17 protein-coding genes and 2 tRNA genes are annotated in these 21,053 nt (G+C 45.1%); 4 read left to right on the plus strand and 15 right to left on the minus strand.

The window, feature by feature from the left end; translation table 11 throughout:
* Positions 1 to 41: 41 nt before the first annotated feature.
* The 8 genes from secG to AC5ZC7_RS06040 all read right to left on the minus strand — a co-directional run bounded on the left by secG (position 42) and on the right by AC5ZC7_RS06040 (position 7,892).
* Entirely contained in the window at positions 42 to 404 is a 363-nt protein-coding gene (secG, locus tag AC5ZC7_RS06005) for a preprotein translocase subunit SecG (RefSeq protein WP_496160499.1), read from the minus strand.
* Positions 405 to 410: 6 nt separating this feature from the next.
* Positions 411 to 1,718, minus strand: a complete 1,308-nt coding sequence (locus AC5ZC7_RS06010; RefSeq protein ID WP_496160498.1) for a DUF8458 domain-containing protein — start codon at positions 1,716 to 1,718, stop codon at positions 411 to 413.
* Between the two features lie 34 nt (positions 1,719 to 1,752).
* A complete protein-coding gene (lptE, locus tag AC5ZC7_RS06015; protein ID WP_496160497.1) occupies positions 1,753 to 2,274 on the minus strand; it encodes an LPS assembly lipoprotein LptE in 522 nt (173 codons plus the stop codon).
* A gap of 23 nt (positions 2,275 to 2,297) precedes the next feature.
* Positions 2,298 to 3,533, minus strand: coding sequence for a sigma 54-interacting transcriptional regulator (locus AC5ZC7_RS06020; protein WP_496160496.1), 1,236 nt, complete (start codon positions 3,531 to 3,533; stop codon positions 2,298 to 2,300).
* A 57-nt stretch (positions 3,534 to 3,590) separates the two neighbouring features.
* Complete coding sequence (miaB, locus tag AC5ZC7_RS06025; protein WP_496160495.1) at positions 3,591 to 5,003, minus strand: tRNA (N6-isopentenyl adenosine(37)-C2)-methylthiotransferase MiaB; 1,413 nt, start codon at positions 5,001 to 5,003, stop codon at positions 3,591 to 3,593.
* A 135-nt stretch (positions 5,004 to 5,138) separates the two neighbouring features.
* On the minus strand, positions 5,139 to 5,642 hold the full coding sequence (locus tag AC5ZC7_RS06030) for a hypothetical protein (protein WP_496160494.1): 504 nt from the start codon (positions 5,640 to 5,642) through the stop codon (positions 5,139 to 5,141).
* 112 nt (positions 5,643 to 5,754) lie between these two features.
* Positions 5,755 to 6,534, minus strand: coding sequence for a heterodisulfide reductase-related iron-sulfur binding cluster (locus AC5ZC7_RS06035; RefSeq protein ID WP_496160493.1), 780 nt, complete (start codon positions 6,532 to 6,534; stop codon positions 5,755 to 5,757).
* A gap of 44 nt (positions 6,535 to 6,578) precedes the next feature.
* Entirely contained in the window at positions 6,579 to 7,892 is a 1,314-nt protein-coding gene (locus tag AC5ZC7_RS06040; protein WP_496160492.1) for a 4Fe-4S dicluster domain-containing protein, read from the minus strand.
* 139 nt (positions 7,893 to 8,031) lie between these two features.
* Here AC5ZC7_RS06040 and AC5ZC7_RS06045 point away from each other — a divergent pair, with 139 nt between their 5' ends.
* A complete protein-coding gene (locus tag AC5ZC7_RS06045) occupies positions 8,032 to 8,529 on the plus strand; it encodes a phosphoribosyltransferase family protein (RefSeq protein ID WP_496160491.1) in 498 nt (165 codons plus the stop codon).
* A 6-nt stretch (positions 8,530 to 8,535) separates the two neighbouring features.
* On the opposite strand, the gene AC5ZC7_RS06050 is transcribed toward AC5ZC7_RS06045, so the two are convergent.
* Together AC5ZC7_RS06050 and AC5ZC7_RS06055 are read right to left on the minus strand one after the other, a co-directional pair.
* Positions 8,536 to 9,474 carry a DUF2279 domain-containing protein gene (locus tag AC5ZC7_RS06050; protein ID WP_496160490.1) on the minus strand — a complete coding sequence of 313 codons (939 nt, stop codon included), beginning with the start codon at positions 9,472 to 9,474 and terminating at the stop codon, positions 8,536 to 8,538.
* Positions 9,475 to 9,567: 93 nt separating this feature from the next.
* Complete coding sequence (locus tag AC5ZC7_RS06055; protein ID WP_496160489.1) at positions 9,568 to 11,292, minus strand: phospho-sugar mutase; 1,725 nt, start codon at positions 11,290 to 11,292, stop codon at positions 9,568 to 9,570.
* Positions 11,293 to 11,417: 125 nt separating this feature from the next.
* On the opposite strand from AC5ZC7_RS06055, the gene AC5ZC7_RS06060 reads away from it, so the two are divergent.
* Positions 11,418 to 12,071 carry a protein-L-isoaspartate(D-aspartate) O-methyltransferase gene (locus AC5ZC7_RS06060; protein WP_496160488.1) on the plus strand — a complete coding sequence of 218 codons (654 nt, stop codon included), beginning with the start codon at positions 11,418 to 11,420 and terminating at the stop codon, positions 12,069 to 12,071.
* A 111-nt stretch (positions 12,072 to 12,182) separates the two neighbouring features.
* Here the strand turns inward: AC5ZC7_RS06060 and AC5ZC7_RS06065 are convergent, their stop codons facing one another.
* The 3 genes from AC5ZC7_RS06065 to AC5ZC7_RS06075 all read right to left on the minus strand — a co-directional run bounded on the left by AC5ZC7_RS06065 (position 12,183) and on the right by AC5ZC7_RS06075 (position 18,141).
* The gene (locus tag AC5ZC7_RS06065; protein WP_496160487.1) at positions 12,183 to 14,663 is read right to left on the minus strand and encodes an outer membrane beta-barrel protein; all 2,481 of its coding nucleotides are present in this window, start codon (positions 14,661 to 14,663) and stop codon (positions 12,183 to 12,185) included.
* A 170-nt stretch (positions 14,664 to 14,833) separates the two neighbouring features.
* Positions 14,834 to 17,398, minus strand: coding sequence for a TonB-dependent receptor domain-containing protein (locus tag AC5ZC7_RS06070; protein ID WP_496160486.1), 2,565 nt, complete (start codon positions 17,396 to 17,398; stop codon positions 14,834 to 14,836).
* Positions 17,399 to 17,568: 170 nt separating this feature from the next.
* Positions 17,569 to 18,141, minus strand: coding sequence for a DUF445 domain-containing protein (locus AC5ZC7_RS06075; RefSeq protein ID WP_496160485.1), 573 nt, complete (start codon positions 18,139 to 18,141; stop codon positions 17,569 to 17,571).
* Positions 18,142 to 18,259: 118 nt separating this feature from the next.
* On the opposite strand from AC5ZC7_RS06075, the gene AC5ZC7_RS06080 reads away from it, so the two are divergent.
* Positions 18,260 to 18,835: a hypothetical protein gene (locus AC5ZC7_RS06080; RefSeq protein WP_496160484.1), complete on the plus strand. Its 576-nt coding sequence runs from the start codon at positions 18,260 to 18,262 to the stop codon at positions 18,833 to 18,835.
* An 85-nt stretch (positions 18,836 to 18,920) separates the two neighbouring features.
* On the opposite strand, the gene AC5ZC7_RS06085 is transcribed toward AC5ZC7_RS06080, so the two are convergent.
* Positions 18,921 to 18,994, minus strand: a tRNA-His gene (locus AC5ZC7_RS06085).
* A 218-nt stretch (positions 18,995 to 19,212) separates the two neighbouring features.
* Positions 19,213 to 19,286 (minus strand) — tRNA-His (locus AC5ZC7_RS06090).
* Between the two features lie 523 nt (positions 19,287 to 19,809).
* On the opposite strand from AC5ZC7_RS06090, the gene AC5ZC7_RS06095 reads away from it, so the two are divergent.
* Positions 19,810 to 21,015 carry a hypothetical protein gene (locus tag AC5ZC7_RS06095; protein ID WP_496160483.1) on the plus strand — a complete coding sequence of 402 codons (1,206 nt, stop codon included), beginning with the start codon at positions 19,810 to 19,812 and terminating at the stop codon, positions 21,013 to 21,015.
* The last annotated feature ends 38 nt before the right edge of the window (positions 21,016 to 21,053 follow it).

Genomic DNA, 21,053 nt, shown 5'->3' on the forward strand with positions numbered 1-21,053 from the left:
TTTAACGGCGAGGTTTCAAATATTATTATTCAATAAATTGCTTATTTGCTGGGAGCCGGAGCTGGAGCTGGAGTTGCACCACCAGTTGGTAACGGAGCTGAAGGAGCTGACGGTGTAATTGGCGCGCCTGCACCTGCTTTTTCTACTGCACTGGGAGCCAGTGTTTGAGTTTTGCTGCTTTTACCAATGAAAAACGGAGCAGTGAGGCACAATACAGCAATCAGTATAGCCAGGATCCAGGTACCTTTTTCCAATACGTCAGTCGTCTGACGCACCCCAATCACCTGATTACCAACACCACCAAGTGCGCCGGAGAGTCCGCCACCTTTAGGGTTCTGGATCAGCACGAAGAAGCCTAACAACACACAGGCTAATATGATCAGGATACCAAAAATTATCAACATAGTAAATTACTGTTTATTTTTTTTGTCTGTTTGTGACTTTAATTCTAATATCTTTTGCGCAAAATAAGCGTTTTTGTCGGGATTAAGCAAACTTAATTTTTGATATATCTTAATCGCGTTGCTATATTGCTGCTGACGTACCCAGATTTCCGCGAGGGTTTCAGACACGATATCGTTGTTAAACACAATCGAGTCCATCGCCATTTTCTCTACGGTTTCAGAAACTTCCGGTTCATCCTCTTCTTCATAAATCCGGTGTAATTGCTGGTGGTACCAGTCTTTGCTGGTTTTGCCAACAAAGTTATCCTTCATTTGCCGCAGCCAGGAGGTAAAGCTCTTCATTTCAGCGGCGCCCTGCGCATTCAATTCATCTGCTTCTTCCGGATTTTTCAATCTTTTATAGGCAAAATAGTCGTCTGTATAGAGTGGTTGAAAAATCAGTTCCGTTTCTTCTGTAGCGGTTGTTAGCGGGAAGATTTTAATGGGTAGCGCTGCTTCTGCATCAACCTCGGCTTCCGCTTCAACCGGGGCTTGTGCTGCTACCGGCGCAGGTGTTTCCGGTAGTTCCGTGATCACTGTTGCAGCGGCGGTAGTGGCATTGTCCACCACATCTTCCGTAACAGCAGAAAAATGGTGTACTTCCTCATCAGCGATGGTAGTAGTAAATTCCGGGGTAGCACCTACTGGAAGGGCATCTTCAGGAATAGCCACCGGAATACGGTCTTCCACTACCGGTAAGGCAATGGTAGCGGCTATTTCGGTTGCTACTGATGTTGACATATCCACTGGCACCACTTCGTCATGAATGGTCACCGGAACATGGTTTTCCTCTATAGGTAAAGCTGTTTCGATTGTAACAGCAGTTGTTGCTTCGGGTAATGGCGCCGTTTCAACGGGGAGCGCATCTTCCGGGATGACCGCCGGAATACGGTCTTCCACCACGGGTAAAGCAGTGGTGGCTGCTATTTCTTCCACAAGGGAAGGGGTATCGGCTACTGCTACGGGAGCAGTGATTGTTTCAACGGGTAATGTATCTTCCTGGATGGCCGGGGCAATCCTGTTCTCTACTTCCTGTAATACTTGTTCTTCTGAAATCACCTGGTACGCGTAATGATGCTGGTTGGTATAAAGCAAGGCCTTTTTCACGGCGGGACTTTGAAGGTCGCCGGTTTTCTGGAACACTTTCCTGGCCAGCAGCAAGCGGGCAGCAGAAAAATACGGGTGATCCGCTACCAATTGTTCCATCGCCGCTTCATTTACTAAATGAAGGGAGGGCTGAAGAAACACATGCGCTATAATCCTGTTTGCCGTCATAGGTTGCTAATGTAATAAAAAAAACGACTACACCTTACCAGTTGGCAAAAGCCCTGTTAAAGATATCATCTGTAATACCCGGAATGATATTGTTTTCCAGCAGGTTATTTTCTACGGTGCTGGGCAACTGGGTAGCCGGGAATTCGGCAGAACGGGAAAATGACTGGGTAAATCCTTTTTTATCGCCTACACGTTTAATAAAAGTAACGTTTACGGTCACATTCAAACGCGAGGTAGCCGCCTGGTCTACATTTGTTACCGCCGCATTGGAAAACGAGTAACCGGTGATGGTAGACTTAAATTCGTAGTCTGCTCTCGGCTCTGTTTCGTTTACCTGTGTTAAACTGGTTTGACCGGTCACTTTATCGCGCAGTTTCTGTGTCAGTTTCTGGCTTAAAGTGGGGTTATTAATGGGCGCCCTGTTTTCAATAAAACGGATATTCACCGTCTTTGCTTCCTTTTCTATACTGGCGCCGGTGGTAGAATATTTTACGCTGCAACCGGCTAGTACAGTCAGCAATGCGATGGATATAAATGCTTTGATACTGGTTATCATTGTTATGCTGATATTAAATTCGTTTATTCGGCAATGTTATATTCTTTCAGTTTGCGGTAAAGTGTTCTTTCGGAGATGCCCAGGTCAAGGGCGGCATCTTTACGCTTGCCTTTATGTTTTTTCAGCGCTTTCACAATCAGTTCTTTCTCTTTGTCGGCAATGGATAACGTTTCCTCTACTTCTTCGTGATGATCAATTTTATTATCGGCCAGGATAATAGGCTGTGTATTGCCCATGCCCGGACCCGGAGAAGGTGTCATTTCCGCAGGTGATGCATAACTGTGTATCACGTGGTTATCTACCGGGTATTCAGAAGGGTGTGGCATATTCGGATTCTGGAGAATATCGAAGAACATTTTCTTTACTTCGGTGACATCTTTTTTCATGTCGAAGAAAAGTTTGTACAGGATATCTCTTTCGCTATTGAAATCGTTGTTAGGCTGCGGTGCTGCCAGCATAGGCAGGCGGTTTATCTCCGGTTGCTCTGGCAGGAAGCGTTTCAGGTCGTTGGCAGTTACGAGCTTGTCAGACGACAATACTGAAATTTGTTCCGCAATATTTTTCAGTTCGCGGATATTACCTCTCCAGGGATAGTTTACGAGAATGTTACGTGCTTCTTCATCCAGTTGGATAGAGGGGGTTTTATATTTTTCAGAGAAGTCTACCGAGAATTTCCTGAACAATAAGGGAATATCTTCTTTGCGGTCGCGCAGGGCGGGAACGCGGATAGGTACGGTGTTGAGGCGGTAGTAGAGGTCTTCGCGGAACTTACCCTGTTGGGTACGTTCGAGCAAATCGCGGTTGGTGGCGGCTACTACGCGTACATCTGTTTTTTGTACTTTGGAAGAACCTACACGGATATATTCGCCGGTTTCCAGTACACGCAACAAGCGTGCCTGTGTGCCCATGGGCATTTCTCCAATTTCATCGAGGAAAATGGTGCCGCCGTTTACAGTTTCGAAGTAGCCTTTGCGGCTGTCGACTGCACCGGTAAAGGAGCCTTTCTCGTGGCCAAACAGCTCTGAGTCGATGGTTCCTTCCGGAATGGCGCCGCAGTTAACGGCTATAAAAGGATTATGTTTACGTGCGCTGAGGGCATGAATGATTTGGGAAAACACCTCTTTACCCACCCCGCTTTCTCCATTGATTAATACAGTGAGATCAGTATTAGCTACCTGGACAGCCACCTGCAATGCATAGTTGAGTGCCGGACTGCTACCGATAATGCCAAACCTGTTTTTTATAGCCTGAATGTCCATAAGCGGTTGTTCATGTGTTTGATGGTTAAAAATATCATCTCCGTTACCGGAGCACTGCTATTGTACGGCTTTTCCAATTAAAGTACCGGAGGTACAGCTTTCCACTTTTACCAAAACATAATCGCCCTTTTTAAAGTTTTCTTTCGGGAAGACGATTACTTTATTCTGATCATTACGGCCAAAGAGGTCTTCATCAGAACGTTTGGAAGTACCTTCTGCCAATACCCTGAAGGTTTTGCCCACTTCTTTTTCCATGGTGGCCTGTGAGTGGCCGCGGTATAATTCTACTACTTCTGCCAGCCTTCTTTTCTTTACCTCTTCCGGTACATCATCTTTATAGCGGCGTTCTGCCAGGGTACCAGGGCGTTCAGAATAGAAGTACATGTAAGCCAGGTCATATTTTGCAAATTCCATGAGGCTGAGGGTGTCCTGGTGGTCTTCTTCTGTTTCTGTGCAGAAACCGGTGATGATATCGGTAGAGAGGCCACAGTCGGGGATCAGCTCGCGGATACGGTTTACTTTTTTCATGTACCATTCACGTGTATACGTGCGGTTCATGAGTTGCAATATGCGGGAGCTACCGCTTTGTACCGGCAGGTGAATATAGTTGCAGATGTTATCGTACTTCATCATGGTGAAGAGTACTTCATCTGTAATATCTTTAGGGTGAGAAGTGCTGAAGCGTACGCGGAGTAAAGGATTGATGAGGGCTACTCTTTCCAGCAACATGGCAAAGGTTACCGTTTCCTGTCCATCGTCGCTATGCCAGTAGTAGGAGTCCACGTTCTGGCCGAGGAGGGTTACTTCGCGGTAGCCGCTGGCAAACAGTTCTTCGGCTTCTTTTACGATGGAGTAGGCATCACGACTGCGTTCCCGGCCACGGGTAAATGGTACTACACAGAAAGTACACATGTTATTACAGCCGCGCATAATAGATACAAAGGAGGTAACACCGTTGTTATCCAGTCGTACGGGGCTGATGTCGCCGTAGGTTTCTTCCCGGCTCAATAACACGTTGACGGACTTCTGACCGGCACCTGCTTCAGCGATCAGCGCCGGTAGGCTGCGGTAGGCATCGGGGCCTACTACCAGGTCTACCAGTTTTTCTTCTTCCAGCAGTTTGCCTTTGATACGTTCCGCCATGCAGCCTAACACGCCTACCAGCATGCCTGGTGTTTGTTGCTTTAGCTTTTTGAATTCGGTTAAACGTTTACGTACGGTTTGCTCTGCTTTTTCGCGGATAGAGCAGGTATTGAGGAGGATCAGGTTGGCTTCTTCCGTATTACGGGTAGGGCCATAACCTTCTGCTCCGAGTATAGACGCCACTATTTCGCTATCGTTGAAGTTCATCGCACAACCATAGCTTTCGATGTAGAATTTTTTAGTATATGTTTGGGTGCCTGTCGTTACCGGAGAAAAGGCTTCTCCCTGGCGACTTTCATCATGCACTTTGGTATCCAGATCCAGCATCCTGACAAAAAATTTAGGAAGGCAAAAATAGGTAATAAAAACAACAAAATGACAGAATGTCAGCAGTCGCCTTAAAAATAAAAGCCCTGTAACAACTGCATTGTTACAGGGCCATTTTATCAATAATAGATTGTATTAAGCTTTCGCCGCCAGTTTTTTAGCTATCCAGCTGTCTTTCAACGGTTGCAGCCAGTGGGTATCTAATTCCTGCCGGGTGAGTACGGTATTGTTGAGGTAAATGGTGTTTTCGTCGATATAGCCTTTTTCCAGCGCATAGGCTACCTGGGCCATAGGGAGGAGCTGTACCTTATCTTTTACGATAAAGCCCAGCAGTAGGCGATCAAACATATTTACTTCGTACTGTTTTTCGATGCTTTTGACGATCCGAACAGAACTATCAGTACTGCAACCACTTACGGTTGTGTTCGTTTCGTCTGCAATCAACACAATCAGTTGGTTAAAGACTACCTGTCCCCAGCCTTTTACGGGTGCTCCGTGTGCATTCCATTGCGCTGTGAACTGGTTCAGTTGTTCATTGATTTCGACTGTCTCCTGTTCATTAAACGGTCTGTTGCTCTGGTATATCCACACCCTGGAGGCTGGAGAAAAGCCTGAAGGGAAGATGTTGTTAGTATTCATGGTACAAATTTAAACAATTACGAATTATGAATTACGAATTACGGATTTGTGGGGAGATAACATCGGATATACCCGCTCAAATCCGTAATTCGTAATTCATAATTCGTAATTTTTATTTCATGCTCTGGGCAATGAGTTCAGCTATGTCCAGCACTTTTACGTCTTCTTCTTTACCAGCTTCTTTTACGCCATCTGTGAGCATGGTCATGCAGAAAGGGCAATTGGCGGCAATGACGGATGCACCAGTGGCCACCGCTTCGTGTCCACGTTCGAAATTGATCCTGGCAGTACCTTTTTCTTCTTCCTTGAACATTTGTGCACCGCCGGCACCACAGCATAGGCCTTTGCTGCGGCAGCGCTTCATTTCTACCAGCTCTGCATCCAGTGTTTCGAGTACTTTACGGGGCGCTTCATATATATTATTGGCCCGACCGAGGTAGCAGGAGTCGTGGTAAGTGATTTTTTTACCTTTAAAAGTGCCGCCTTCCTGCATCTTAATTTTTCCTTCGTCGATCAGCGATTGCAGGAAAGAGGTGTGGTGAATGACTTCATAGTTGCCGCCCAGGGCCGGATATTCGTTTTTCAGTGTATTAAAGCAATGTGGGCAGGCGGTTACTATTTTTTTTACACCATACATATTAAGGAGCTGGATATTATTCTGGGCCATCATCTGGAAAATAAATTCATTTCCTGCTCTTCTCGCAGGATCTCCGGTGCAGCTTTCTTCTTTTCCTAAAATGGCAAATTGAACGCCTACTTTATCGAGGATGGTGGCAAATGCTTTGGTGATTTTTTGGGCGCGCTGATCAAAACTACCTGCACAACCCACCCAGAAAAGGACTTCAGGGGTTTCTCCATTTGCGGCATATTCTGCCATTGTTTTAATATGCATGCTGATTTTTTTAAAGTAATAGTGAAAATGAGGACGGGAGCAGCTTATTCAGTTGCCCATTTATCTCTGTCGTCCATACTGAATTTCCACGGCGCCATGTTGTTTTCAATGTTGCTGAACATACCGGTCCATTCTGCCGGGGCACTGGATTCTTCCATCACCAGGTGGCGGCGTAGTTGCAGAATGATGTCCAGTGGGCTAATGCTCACGGGGCATTCCTGTACACAGGCGTTGCAGGTAGTGCAGGCGCGGAGTTCTTCTTCAGAAATATAATCGCGTAACAGGGATTTGTTATCGTCTGTAAAGCTGCCATTGGCTTTAATATTACGGCCTACTTCTTCCAGGCGGTCGCGGGTATCCATCATGATTTTCCTGGGCGACAGCAGTTTACCGGTGATATTAGCAGGGCAGGCGGCGCTGCAACGGCCACATTCTGTACAGCTATAGGCATCGAGTAAATTTTTCCAGGTCAGGTCCATCACGTCTTTGGCGCCAAACTTAGGCATGGCATCCGCAGCGGGGGCGTTAGCGGCCAGTTCCGGCTGCAGCATTAGCTGTACTTCATGTTGTACGGCAGGCATATTTTCCATTTCGCCTTTAGGCTCCAGGCTGGCGTAGTAAGCGTTCGGAAAGGCCAGTATAATATGAAGGTGTTTGGAGTAGGGGAGGTAGTTGAGGAAGGCCAGTACACCTGTGATGTGCAGCCACCAGCAACCACGTTCTATGGCTTCCAGTGTACCATCAGACAAGCCGCTGAATAATGGTGTGAACATGCCTGATACCCAGAAAGAACCGGTAGGAATATAATGAGCAACGCCTCTTGCCTGCAGGGTTTGATCGGCGGTATCCATGATCAGGAACAAAGCCATTAACACAATTTCTGTGATCAGGATATAGTTGGCATCGGAACGCGGCCATCCATCCAGGTCTTTGCTGATAAAGCGTTTCAGTTTCAAAATATTTCTGCGTACCAGGAAAATGGCGCAGCCGGTAAGTACCAATACAGCCAATACTTCAAAAAGACTGATTAATACCGGGTATAAACTACCTAATACGGGAACGAATAAACGATGCGTGCCCAGTATCCCGTCCAGGATAATTTCCAGTATTTCCAGGTTGATAATCAGGAAGCCGGCATACACAAAAAAGTGGAGGACAGCTACCAGCGGGTTACGGAACATTTTTTTCTGTCCGAAGGCCAGCAGCAGGAGGTTTTTCCATCGAAGATCGGGGTGATCGCTGAGGTCTTTATCTCTTCCCAGCAATATGTTTTTCCTTATCTGTCCTGCCTTCCGGGCAAAAAGATACAGGGCTGCCCCGAAGAGGATTACAAATAATAATTCTTGTACAATTCGCATTATCTCAGATTTGACTCCCTAATTTAGGCCATTTTTAGCTATTAGCTGTTAGCATTTAGCTTTTAGTATATTGGACTTTTTATCGATGACTGATTTTGGATAGTTAAAAGCTAATAGTGAATTACTTATTTTTGCAACTATGGAAAACAGGAATATCATTCTAACGCAGGATATCATTCAAAAGAAAATTGAACGTATCGCTTACGAAATTTATGAATTGAACAGCGATGGTACGGATATTATCCTGGCCGGCATCTGGGACCGGGGCGTGATCATTGCGCATAAAATAGCGGCAATACTGGAGCAGATATCTCCCCTGAAAACCCATATTATAGAACTGCGACTGGATAAACAAAATCCGGGAGAGGTAGCGGTATCTGAAGACATTGATTTTAACGATAAAGTAGTCGTGGTAGTAGATGATGTGGCCAATTCTGGCCGCACCATGCTGTATGCATTGAAACCATTATTGAAATTCCTGCCTAAAAAAATCCAGACGGCCGTGCTGGTAGACCGTAAGCACAAATCTTTCCCGCTATCGGTCGACTTTGTAGGCTATTCTCTCGCCACTACCTTACAGGATATGGTATTGGTAGAAATGAACGGGGAGGAAATTGTTTCCGCCTATTTTGAATAAGCTGCCTTAAAAATAGATTGCATGTACTTTCGCATGTCCCTGTGAGTTAATTTCTAACGTTGGTGCAGGGAATTTTACCATGTTTAATACCTGGAACAATACTTTCATGCTCTTTTTGCGGGTGGGAATTTTGGTAAAATCCACATCAGGCGAAAGGTAGAATTGCCGTATGCGCGAAAGATGGCTGTAGTCGTAATAATGCCCATTGTTATCTGTCCAGGTATTATCCCTGCCACCGATCATGCCCTGGGCGCCGTATCCAACGGCGATATTCAGCCATTGGGGCAGGTGACTGTTTTTATTGAAGGAATATAGATTGACAGACAACCAATAGGTTTGGCCGTTATAGTTTTTCAATGTTCTTTCCCAGTAGGATTGGCCGAAAAGCTGGTCTGCTTTTTCCCGTAATACCGGATCATCGTAGCGCTGCGGGTGCGATGAGAATTTCAGTTGAATACGTTGCTCATCCCAGGCCAGCTCCTGGCTGATCAGCAAGGCGGAGCCAATAGCATTGGCGCCCATATCGCCCCAGGAAAATCCCCACTCAGAAGAATAGCCATCCAGTACTTCAATCACTGATTGAAAGGCCAGGCCACTAAGTCCGCCAATCCAGATTTGTTTTTTCCTGGGAAGCCCCGACCAGCGCCACATCTCCCGGCTGTATTTTCCTATAAAATAAGCACTGAAAACATGCCCTGCTTTATCTACCTGGTTCCATTCTGCCATATCATTAAAAAAGTGGAAGTTGGACCTGGGATAGCCTTTATACCAGGCAGTGTTGAGTGCTGCCAGGCTGGCCCCGTATAATGCAACGGTGGTGCCGCTTAGTAGCCATACGTGGGCGTTAACAGTAGTATCCGGAATGGCAAAGAAAGGCACTTTTTTTTGTGCCGTGCTGCAAAGGAATGACAGCGCCAGGATCAGGATCAACAGTGGTTTTTTCATAAAAATTACGAATTGCGAATTACGAATTACGGGCTAAGGATATGCTTAGGTCTACCCACAAATCCGTAATTCGTAATTCGTAATTCGTAATTCTTATTTCAGGTGCATGTCCTGGATAATACCATTTATTTTCTGATCCAGTTCAGCCGTTACTTTATCATAGTCTGCCGCGCTATTCAGTGGTGCATTTACGCTGAAATAGAATTTAATTTTAGGTTCTGTACCGGAAGGACGGGCAGATATTTTGCTGCCATCTGCCAGTACAAACTGCAATACGTTAGATTTAGGCAAGTCCAGTGCTTTGACAGCGCCGGTTTTGATATCCCTGATTTGCTGTAACTGGTAGTCGTAGAGCGTTACTACCGGGGAACCATTGATGGTTACCGGTGGGTTTTCGCGGTATCCACGCATCATCTCCGCAATTTCTTCGGCGCCTCTCATTCCTTTTTTGGTAATAGAGATCAGGCTTTCCTTGTAATAACCGTAACGTACGTAGATGTCGATCAGTTCTTCGAACAAGGTTTTGCCGTGGCTGCGTGCAACAGCGGCCATTTCGCAAATCATGGCGACGGAAGAAATGGCGTCTTTGTCGCGGATGTTGTTCCCTATCATATAGCCATATGATTCCTCCCCGCCACAGATGAAGTTTTCCAGTGGTTCTTTACGACGGATCAGGTCAGCGATCCATTTAAAGCCGGTGAGTACATTATAGCAGGTAATATTGTTTTTAGCGGCAAATACATCGATCAGGTCGGAGGTCACCACGGTTTTGGCGATATAATCGTTGGGTTTAGCCAGGCCTTTGCGTTTGCGTGCTTCCACAATGTAGTTGAACAGCAGTACACCGGTTTGGTTCCCGTTGAGCAGGATCCATTCTCCTTTCAGGTCTTTCACGGCGATGCCTACACGATCCGCATCAGGGTCAGTACCCAGCAGTATGTCTGCATCCAGTTCCTTTGCCTTTTTCAGGCCAAGGCTCATGGCTTCCGATTCTTCGGGGTTAGGATATACTACAGTAGGGAAGTTACCATCCGGGGTAGCCTGTTCCTGTACGATGTTTACATTGGTAAAGCCATATTGTTGCAATACGGCAGGTACCTGGGTAATGCCGGTGCCATGAATAGGCGTATATACTATTTTAAGATCGTGTTGTGCTTTAATGATGTCCGGGTTGATAGACAGGCTTACCAGTTCCTGCTGGTAGGCGGCATCTACGTCTTTGCCGATGAGGGTAATATTGGATTCACCGCCGGTCCATTTCACTTCATCGGGGGAAGCAATGTTTTCCACTTCGCGGATCACGTTGCTATCGTGTGGTGGTACCAGCTGGGCGCCATCATTCCAATAAGCTTTGTAGCCGTTGTATTCCTTGGGATTATGGGAGGCAGTGAGTACCACGCCGCCGTGGCATTGCAGGTGGCGGATGGTGAAAGACAATTCTGGCGTAGGCCGGAGGCTTTCGAACAGAAATACTTTGATATCATTGGCAGCAAACACGTTGGCAACGGTTTCTGCAAAAAAGCGGGCATTATTGCGGCTATCGTGTGCAATGGCTATCTTAATTTCACCGGTAAAGGTTTTTTTAAGGTAGTTGGCAAAGCCCTGGGTGGCCATACCGAGGGTATATTTATTCATGCGGTTGGTACCTACGCCCATGATACCACGTAAGCCGCCAGTACCAAATTCGAGGTTACGATAGAAGGCGTCGTTTAGTTCATCGGGGTTACCTTCCTGCATTTTCTTCAGTGTGGCAACGGTTTCAGCGTCGTAATTCCCGTTGAGCCATTGCGATACTTTGTTTTGAATATTGATATCCATGGTTCTTATTTTGTAAGCCGTAAATGCTAAAATGGATTGTAAAGTAAAAATAAAAAACCGAATGTGGGAAATTACAGATTTCAAAATACATTGAAAATCGTCCCGTAATGGTTAATTTTGCGGCCATGAGGCGGTATGAAGATACTTATAAACAAAAAGGATTACGCAAACAGTTAGTTGATAGTATCCGTCAGAAAGGTATTACAGATGAAAGTGTACTGGCGGCTATCGGCAATATTCCCAGGCATTTTTTCCTTGATACGGCTTTTGAAAGTATAGCCTATGACGACAGGGCTTTCCCAATCGGAGAGGGACAAACCATTTCACAGCCATATACGGTAGCTTACCAGACCCAGTTGCTGGAAGTAAAGCCTTATGAAAAAGTGCTGGAAATCGGTACCGGCAGCGCCTACCAGGCCTGTGTACTGGCAGAACTGAAAGCCAATGTTTTTAGCATAGAACGGCAACGCAGACTGTTTGACCAGGTAAAGGTATTTCCTTTTAAGTCCCAGTATCCCAATCTCCGGCTGTTTTACGGAGACGGCTACGAAGGCCTATCTACTTATGCCCCCTTCGATAAGGTACTGGTAACTGCGGCCGCACCGCATATCCCGGAAAAACTGCTGCAGCAGATGAAAATAGGGGGTAAAATGGTGATCCCCGTAGGAGGACAGGAAATCCAGCGGATGCTACGGATTACTAAAATAAGCGATACAGAAAACGAACAGGAGCTGTTCGATAACTTTTCTTTTGTGCCCATGCTGGCAGGGAAGAAGTAGTTGGAAGAGCAGAAAGCATAAAGCTATTAAAGCGAATGATATAAGCGTATACTCGCTCTTGTCATTCGCTTTAATAGCTTTATGCTTTCCGCTTTATGCTTTCTGCTCCTGTTATAATCTTCCTGTTCCTTCCTTCGGTTTTTCTTTCTCCTCGTCTTTCTTTTCTTCTTCTTCCGGTTGTGGTTTCTTTTTCTTAAACAGGTTAGGGTCCATTTTGCCAAACCGGTACCGGACATTCAGCCGGATAAAGCGGGTGGCCCTTTTGCGATCATAGTCCTGTATGAACGTAGCTGTTTGGTAATGGGAGTTGAATTGCTGTGTATTCAGGATATCGGAAATATTCAGGGCTACTACGAGCGCCTTTGTTTTCAGGAATTCCTTGCGAACGCCCAGGTCCATACCATTCATGGCTTTAAAGGTACCCTGGGGTTGTATCCGTGGAGAGCGGAAGTGGCCGCCCAACTCAATACTTACCCTGCCGGGTAAACGAAATTGGGTATTGCCGTTTAGGCCGTAACTGAAATTTTCGTTATTCACCGTAATGCTGGTGAGTTTATTATATTCCAGGTTCAGGTTGGCCCATATTTTCCACCATTTGTTGAGATTTAAGCTATAGGATACGTTGCCACCAATATTTTGCTGGGTAGCCAGGTTCATGGGTTTGGTGGTAGTAACGCCGGAAATAGTGTCCAGGGTACTGATGCGGTCAATGTTGTCGTTGGTTTGTGCATAGTAAGTGCTGGTACTCAGGTAATTATTGGTTTTAGGATAATATACAGAGTAGCTCATTTCAAATTTATGCGACAAGGCTGGCTGCAGTTCCGGGTTACCGGTCCGGATGTTTTGGGGATCGGAGTTATTGATATACGGCAGTAACTGGTCAAAATTGGGCCGATCAATGCGGGTAGAGTAGTTGAATACCAGGCTTTGGTTTTGGTTTTTCGGTAAGTTATATTTCAGGAATACGCTGGGAAACAGGTTAAAAAAACGGTTGTTGACCGTGGTATCCCGGGTCACAGAGTAGCCCTTCAGGAACGATTGTTCGGCCCGCACACCTACCTGGTAGCCAAGATTACCGATGGCGTTTGCGAAGTTGAGATAGCCGCCGTAAATATCTTCTTCATAATTATACTGGTTAGATAACACCGGGCTTACGAGGTAATCTTTGGTGGTCCAGTCGTATAAGGTAGCCACGTAGTTATTGTCGATATGCCGCATGGTGCCTTTTACGCCCGCTTCCAGCTTACCTTTTTTCCCTATGGGAGAGGTATAATCGGATTGTATATTCCAGAACCGGTTGCCATTATTGCTGGTGTTCCGTTGTTTATCGGCGTTTGGCAGGGTATCTACCCCCGTGTAGTGATACTGGGTATTATAGCCACTGTTGCCATTGCTTTTGTTACCGCTGTAGCTGATGTAGGCTGTTAATTCCTGGTTTTCTTTAGCAAAGGTGTGTTTATAGTTCAGGTTGGTATTATTGTTACTGCTGCGGTTATCGCTGGTATTATTCCGGTTGCCATAACGCAGGGTTTCTTTTTTTTCATCCATGTAGTTGAGGTAGATATTGTCCTCATTATTGCTCCTGTTGTTGTTAATACCTTGTGAGATGGTGAAGGTATTGTGGTCATCCATAAAATAGTCAAATCCAAAGCGGCCGCCATTATTGCTGTTGGTGTTTTCGTTTTTGCTGGATTGGGAGAAGAAGGAAGTATGGCTGCTGTCGGGCACCAGGTTTTGACGGGAGCTTAGTCCGCTACCGTTCACGTTTTCGTAGCGACCGTTATAGTTGCCAAAGAAGTTAAAGCGCTTCATCCGAAGGCTGGCATTGACGCTACCATTGGCTTCACCGCGGGTGGCGCCGCCGGCATTGAACATCACGTTATACCCGATGGCTTTATCTTTTTTCAGCACGATGTTGATAATACCACCGCTGCCGTTTGCTTCAAATTTAGCCGAAGGGTTATTGATTACTTCCACGCGATCAATGCTTTCTGCAGGAATCATTTGCAGGGCTGTTTTAGCATCGCCAAAAGGGGAAGGTTTGCCATCTACGTAGATGGTTACACTTTTTCCTCTCAGGGTAATGTTATCGTCGATGTCTACATCAACGCTGGGAATATTTTTTAGTATATCCGTTCCCGTGCCTCCTTCTGCATTGATCATGTTGCCGGCATCAAATACCTGGCGATCTATCTGCATGGAGAATGCAGGTTTTTCTGCTTTGATTTCCACGGCATTCAATACCTTACCGGCCGATTGCAGGCGTAGGGTGCCGGCGAGCGTATTTTTTCCTTCTGTTACCCGGATGGCTTTTTCCAGTTTTTCGTATCCCATAAAGGTGATGCGTAAAATATAAATGCCGGGAGCAATATTATTCAGCGTGAACTGGCCTGCGGGAGTAGTGTAAGCGCCGGTAACCATGGTGGAGTCGGCCTGTTTGAGCAATACCACAGAAGCGTATTCGATGGGTTTTGCGGTGACAATATCCGCTACTTTTCCGGTGACTTTCAGGGCCGCCGGAATTGTCGTTTGTGCGTTGACGTTATAAGACATAACAATCAACACGAACATGAGTGATAGAAAACTTCGCATGCGTGGATTTAGCAACTTTACAAGTGATACAACAACACCATAAAAGTAACAGGCGAAAGTGTAAACATCAGCGAAATATGATGAGTGGTAGCTAAAAAAACATGGCCGGCAACCCCGCTACAGCGTGGTTAACCGGCCTGTGGTTTGCATTCACCTTCTTCTATTTCTTTTTAGAAGCTTTGCATAGGATCACCCATTTGCGAGTCGCTTCCCTGATCTTTCTTTTTCTTTTTAAACAGTGACGCATCGAATTTACCGAAGCGGTAGCTGAAGTTCAGTTTTAGGATACGTGATTCGCGTTTGCGGATATAATCTTGTGCAAACTCAGGCGACGACTGGTTCAGCTCGTACTGACGGGTATTGAATACATCTGATAAACTCAGCGTTACAGAAGCGGCTTTGTTTTTCAGAAAGTCTTTTTTCACGGCTACATCTACCGTGCTGAAGCCTTTGATGGTACCCTGTGCAGAAGATGGTATCTGGTTGAATCCACCACCGCCGCCGCCACGGCCGCCACCACCGCCGGAAGAGGGCAATGCAATGGTAGGCGCCTGGTAAGTAGCATTTACCTGGAAGGTAAAATTAGCGGGCAGTTTAGTTTCTGAATTTATTTTCGCAAACCAGCTAAAACCATTGTTATCAAAGTTATGTCCGTTGGTATTTACCTTCATGTCTGTTTGATACAGGTTTACATTGCTGGTAACATCCCATCCTTTAATGATCTGGTTTTTCATGGTGAATTCCGCACCGTAAGAGTTGCTCCTGTTGGCGTTGATATACTGTGTCAGCAGGGTATCTGCGCCAATAGGGGTACTGATGGTAGAAATCATATTGTTAGTATTCCTGAAGTAAATGCTACCGAGGAAATTGCTGTTCGCCCAGTTCTTTACGTAGGAAAATTCAAAGCTGTTGGTATACTCCGGCTTCAGGTTCGGATTTCCTTCGCGTTGGTTTTGCGGATCGCTGTAATCGCGGTAGGGAATCAATTGGAAGAAATTAGGCCGGTTAACACGGCGGGAGTAGTTGAGCTGCAGCTCCTGGTCATGCTTTAATTTTTCGGAGAGGAACAGGCTGGGATACAATCCGGGTACGGCTTTGGTAGGTTTGTATTTAGTGCCTTCATTTTCTCCGGCATATACATACTGTTCTACACGCAAGCCTGCCTGGTAACCGAAGTTGCCAATGGTATTGGCAAAGTTGGCATAGCCGGCATATATTTCTTCATTGTATTTATAGTTGTTGGATAGCAACGGGTTGTTGACAAATTCTCCGGTGATCGTGTCTTTATCGTATACATTATAGGCGCTGGTATAGTTGCGTATAGTAGCTTTGGCCCCCAGTTCCAGCTTGCCATTTTTCCCAATCGGATTGGTATAATCTGTTTGGAAAGTCATGAAAGTGGTTTTACCGTTGCTGGTATTATTTTGCAGCATCGCTTGCCCGATCGCCTTGCCGAGTGGGTCTTGTGCCTGTGTGAGGTAGTCGCCGTTGCGGGTATTGGAGCTTTTATTATAGTTGAGGTCTGCCGTCCATTCTTTGTTAGGTTGGGCGTAAGTATGTTTGAAACTCAGCGTGGTAGTGTAGTTCCGGAAGTTGAAATTGTTATTGTTTAAGCGATCGCTGATACCAGTGATGGTATGTGTTTTATCGGAGAAGGTACTGCGCAGGTCTTCTGTGTTTTTGAAATCGCCGGCTACGATGTTTTGTGCCACGGAAATGGTGTTCCGGTTGTCGAGCATATAGTCTAATCCGAATCGTCCGAACTGAAACAGTGGTTTGCTGGTACTGTTGCTGTTTTGGAAGAGGTAGTTGGTATCTGCGGCGGCGCCGTTGCGGTAGTTACTACGACTAGTAGTACCATCGGCCCAGTTACGGTTGGCGTTGATGTTGTAGTTGGCGAACACATTGAATTTTCCCTGGCGGATGTTGATATTGCCACCACCGTTGTATTTGTTGCCGGTACCGATGCCTGCGTTCACCGCGCCGTTGAAGCCGGATTTGCGGTTTTTCTTCAGCACAATATTCAGAATACCTGACATCCCTTCCGCATCGTATTTGGCAGATGGATTGGTTACCAGTTCCACACTTTCGATAGCGTCTGCCGGGATTTGGTCCAGGGTGAGGGTAGATGGTTTGCCATCTACGAAAATATTAGGTGCGGCATTCCGTACTGTAACATTACCATCCAGGTCTATGTTTACAGACGGTACGTTTTTCAGTACGTCTTGTGCGGTACCGCCTACGCTGCTGAGATTACGATCTACGTTAAACACTTTTTTATCAATGCCCATGGTAAACGCGCTTTTTTGCCCGGTTACCTCTACGCTTTGCAATGTTTTTACGTTTTGTGCCAGTTTTATATTGCCAAGATCCTGTTCCGTCGTTTGTGGCGTGATCTGCACTTTTTTCTGGAGGCTCGTATAGCCCATGAAGTTAACGCGCAGTATTGCCGGACCGAAGGGAAGATTTTCGAGACTGAAATCGCCGTTGGGCTTGGTGAGCATGCCGGTAATCAGTGAGGAGTCCCGTTGTTTGAGTAATGTAACGGAAGCGTATTCGATGGGTTTCCCCGTTTTGGCGTCTACCAGTTTGCCGTATAAGTGGCCAATCTGTGGCATGTTGGGTCGTCCTTGTTGTCCTGGTCCCTGCTGGGTACCTGCTGTTTTAGGCGCCTGTGCAAAAGCGCCTGTGTGCCACAACAGTATAGCAGCAAGTACTACGTAGCTTTTTTTCATCCTTATCGTTTTTTATCCGGACTTTCTTCTCAGATAAGGACAAATGTATCGGGGTACTGGTATGAATGGTTTGAGATTGTGATGAGCGGAATGATTATCCGCAGGAAATTGCAAAAACAGCCGCTAAGAGGTCTTAACAGTAGTTAACAGATCAGGCGCTTTAACACTACTTAACAGAGTTGTTGTATGTGGGTTATAACAGAGATGCCTATGCAGATTAACCCGGTAATAAATCCACTGATGGCGCCGAGGAGTTTGAAGCTTTGCAGTTCGTTTTTCAACAGGTTGTTGGCGGCAGTTTCAAATTGTGTGGCGGAGATGCCGGCAATTTTCTGAGAAACAATTTTTTCCAGGTCCAGGTCCTGTTGCACATTATCGAGGTATTGACCGATCATTAAAGGAAACAGGGTATCCAATTCCGCTACCAGGTGAGTTTTGATCTGGTTCACGATACTATCGCCGATAAACATGGAGAGTACAGGCATTGCTTTAGGTAACTTCTCCCGTAAAAAAGTATCCAGGTGTGCTTCTACCATTGGGATAATTTTTTTGATCTTTTCGGGATCAGTGAGCTTGTTTTTGATATCATCAAAAGAGAACAATTGTTTGCCTACCATAGCGCCGATGCTGCTCGCCAGTTGAGCTTGTTTTTTGGGAAAAACACGGCGGAAAAACACCGTGACAGCAAGGCTATTGAGGAGCCAGCCAATAAATGCAGCGAGAAGTGGGAGGAAAAAGATCATTATCGGTAGTTAATTTTCATGTTTGCACAAATGTAGGGTATTGCGATGCAAAACAAGTACTTGAAAAAGTAAAAACTGTGGTTAAATTTAGGGGAGTTATCATCAATACCTATTATCTATGGAGTATTATTTCACTAAAAGAGTTATTGTTGACGGTCCCAATAATGGGTTTATTAATACTGGCAAGTATCATTTATTCAGTGTGTATAATACAGCAGACAAGTTAGTCGGTGAAGTTTATTGCAATGCCTGGCAAGGATTTTTTAATATCGGTGAAATACGGATGAAGGTAATGCGTGCCGGAGAACGGTTATTTCAACGCATGTGTATCGTGGATGCCTGCACGGATAAAATTGTTGGTGAATACAGGCATGATGGATGGAAGTCGTTACGAAATGGAGGCACCATACTGCTAAATGACCAGCGATATGCTTTTCAGAAACTCAGCGTGTTTTCTTCGTTGTTCGACAGAGATACATGGGGATACTATAAATACCAGATAAGAAGGGAAGGGATGGAATGCACTTATTCTTTTCACATTGATCCTACTTTATCCAGGAGGCATAACATTATTGACAAAGCGTTTGAAGGTGTTGTTGAAGTAACCGGTGTATTGGAGGCAGATGACCTGGTGGTGTTGTTTGCAGGCTTTTATTTCTTGGATAGTGCGTTGCAGAATGAGTTGTCAATATAACAACTTTCATTTTGCTGTGGGCATATTCCATGCGATTCCTTAAAACAAAAAAGGCTTCTTTTTACAGAAGCCTTTTTAAATTTTGGGTGATTGAAGGGTTTCGAACCCTCGACCCTCAGAACCACAATCTGATGCTCTAACCAACTGAGCTACAACCACCGTGTTTCAACGGTTACCCCGTTTTTCGGAGTGCAAATATAAGAGAATCTTTTTCTACTAAAGAAATTTTTTTCGATGTTTTTTCAGATAATATTTTTCTTCCGGGAGAAAGGAGGTTTTTTGATGGCTTTTAGGTAAAAAAACAAGCGCGAAGCTATTTTGGAGCAGGTATAAAAACAAAAAAGGCTTCTTTTTACAGAAGCCTTTTTAAACGTTTGGGTGATTGAAGGGTTTCGAACCCTCGACCCTCAGAACCACAATCTGATGCTCTAACCAACTGAGCTACAACCACCGTATTTCCGTTGTTGGGAGTGCAAAGATAAGCGAAACTATTTTTAAATTCCAAATACTTTGAATAAAAAATTTTCAGAGTATTATACATGTGAATAATTTGCCAAATGAAAAAGTGGGATAACCGGAGAGTGCGGAGGGGCTTACAAGTGCCCGGTTGTGATTGTTCCATTCTCTTTCCTGGTATAGGTTTCACCTGTTTCTTACCTGAAACATAAGGGGTTAGGTATTATATCAAAAATCAACTGAATATACGCGCAGATTCTCTTTCCGCTTTCTTCTTCCAGCTTTTTGCTCCTTCAAAAAATATCGTATCTTTGCGCACTTTCCCATTCCATTCCCATTTTTATAAGTTGTTGGTAATCAACTATATGTTGTTTTTCAAGCATCCGCGCGCCCGTATTTTCGGCAATTTGCGGCCTGTTTAGGCTGGATATGTTAACCAGCGCGAAAATTTTTTTGAAATTCGGTTGCGCTATAGGAGTGTTTAAAATAAGTGTTTAATATTTAATTGTATATACATTATGGATCAGCTTAAACTGAAGTTGCAGGAGTACTATCAGCGTTACCAGCAAATGGATCAACGGGTGAAGCCTGGAAAGGAGGAGCCTGGTTTTGAGGACGTGCTGGACATGGAAAACGATATTCTTTCACAATTTGGATTGCCTGCTTCACGGCGCTTTGTGCAAATACTGCACGACTTTGTGCATCATGGACACGTAAGTGATCAGTTGGTAGATTATGTGAGCAAGAAACTGCGTGCGGCAGCACGTAAGTACCTTTTGGCACCGGTTATGTCAGATATTGATCTTTTAGAAAGTGGACGCGACCAGAAACGCAGTCCCTACGACGTATTACCTGAACTGGGATACCCGGCCCAGGAATACGCATTGTTTCTCATTGGAGAACTCTTCTATCGTCGTAATATGGACGCAGGAGATATCCTGGATGAATTGAAAAAAATGCAGCATTTCGATAGCTGGAATGACCTGATGCTGCTGAGTAAAATACATAATCATACTACGCATGAACTCTATGCTAAACTGAAAAAACAGGAGCTGCGTTTTATTGATGAATTCATACAGTTTGCACGCCGCCAGGAACCTTCCCGCCTGGTAAACAAACGCGCTACCCCATTGGAAGAAGGGTATACACCTAACTATAAAACTATTACCAAAGTACAGGTGGAAGACATCATATTTGATGAACAAACCACCCCTAGTTTATTTGGTAAGATAAAAAGCGGCAGAGGCTATGCCCGCATCACCATCAGCCTGGAATTTTCAGAACTGAACCAGATCCTGATGAGCAGCGATGAACTGGGTGTTACCATCAGCAATCACATCAAAAAACGCCTGGCTAAACCCGCTGCAGAGAAACCAACGGTGATAGATATACGCGCAGAATTTGGAGATGTGTTGAAGCTGGATAACTGCTACCTCGAAGTGTATAAGCCACAACACAGGGAAGGCAAGAAGTGGGTAGAAGATAAAGACAACTTCTACTTCGTAGATAAAATTCTCACTAAAAAAGAATTTGAAAAACGCTCCAAAGAGGCAGAAGTGAAAACTAAAATAACAGAATGCCTTGAACTCATCGGCGGTTCTTATGTATACTATCAGCGCTTGCGCCGCTTAGGTATCACCGATGATGAAGCCAAACTGCGTGCCGGTTTACAGGACGAACTACTATTTAAATTGTCCTACTTTCTGAATAAAGTAAAAGAATAGTTATTAGGTGAGATGAGCAATAGCTCATCTCACTTTTT

Source organism: Chitinophaga sp. 9-1-y, from assembly GCF_059511905.2.

Excerpts from the sequence above, each read along its gene's own strand:
- secG (WP_496160499.1), bottom strand. The coding sequence starts at position 404 with ATGTTGATAATTTTTGGTATCCTGATCATATTAGCCTGTGTGTTGTTA.
- AC5ZC7_RS06010 (WP_496160498.1), bottom strand. The coding sequence starts at position 1,718 with ATGACGGCAAACAGGATTATAGCGCATGTGTTTCTTCAGCCCTCCCTT.
- lptE (WP_496160497.1), bottom strand. The coding sequence starts at position 2,274 with ATGATAACCAGTATCAAAGCATTTATATCCATCGCATTGCTGACTGTA.
- AC5ZC7_RS06020 (WP_496160496.1), bottom strand. The coding sequence starts at position 3,533 with ATGGACATTCAGGCTATAAAAAACAGGTTTGGCATTATCGGTAGCAGT.
- miaB (WP_496160495.1), bottom strand. The coding sequence starts at position 5,003 with ATGCTGGATCTGGATACCAAAGTGCATGATGAAAGTCGCCAGGGAGAA.
- AC5ZC7_RS06030 (WP_496160494.1), bottom strand. The coding sequence starts at position 5,642 with ATGAATACTAACAACATCTTCCCTTCAGGCTTTTCTCCAGCCTCCAGG.
- AC5ZC7_RS06035 (WP_496160493.1), bottom strand. The coding sequence starts at position 6,534 with ATGCATATTAAAACAATGGCAGAATATGCCGCAAATGGAGAAACCCCT.
- AC5ZC7_RS06040 (WP_496160492.1), bottom strand. The coding sequence starts at position 7,892 with ATGCGAATTGTACAAGAATTATTATTTGTAATCCTCTTCGGGGCAGCC.
- AC5ZC7_RS06045 (WP_496160491.1), top strand. The coding sequence starts at position 8,032 with ATGGAAAACAGGAATATCATTCTAACGCAGGATATCATTCAAAAGAAA.
- AC5ZC7_RS06050 (WP_496160490.1), bottom strand. The coding sequence starts at position 9,474 with ATGAAAAAACCACTGTTGATCCTGATCCTGGCGCTGTCATTCCTTTGC.
- AC5ZC7_RS06055 (WP_496160489.1), bottom strand. The coding sequence starts at position 11,292 with ATGGATATCAATATTCAAAACAAAGTATCGCAATGGCTCAACGGGAAT.
- AC5ZC7_RS06060 (WP_496160488.1), top strand. The coding sequence starts at position 11,418 with ATGAGGCGGTATGAAGATACTTATAAACAAAAAGGATTACGCAAACAG.
- AC5ZC7_RS06065 (WP_496160487.1), bottom strand. The coding sequence starts at position 14,663 with ATGCGAAGTTTTCTATCACTCATGTTCGTGTTGATTGTTATGTCTTAT.
- AC5ZC7_RS06070 (WP_496160486.1), bottom strand. The coding sequence starts at position 17,398 with ATGAAAAAAAGCTACGTAGTACTTGCTGCTATACTGTTGTGGCACACA.
- AC5ZC7_RS06075 (WP_496160485.1), bottom strand. The coding sequence starts at position 18,141 with ATGATCTTTTTCCTCCCACTTCTCGCTGCATTTATTGGCTGGCTCCTC.
- AC5ZC7_RS06080 (WP_496160484.1), top strand. The coding sequence starts at position 18,260 with ATGGAGTATTATTTCACTAAAAGAGTTATTGTTGACGGTCCCAATAAT.
- AC5ZC7_RS06095 (WP_496160483.1), top strand. The coding sequence starts at position 19,810 with ATGGATCAGCTTAAACTGAAGTTGCAGGAGTACTATCAGCGTTACCAG.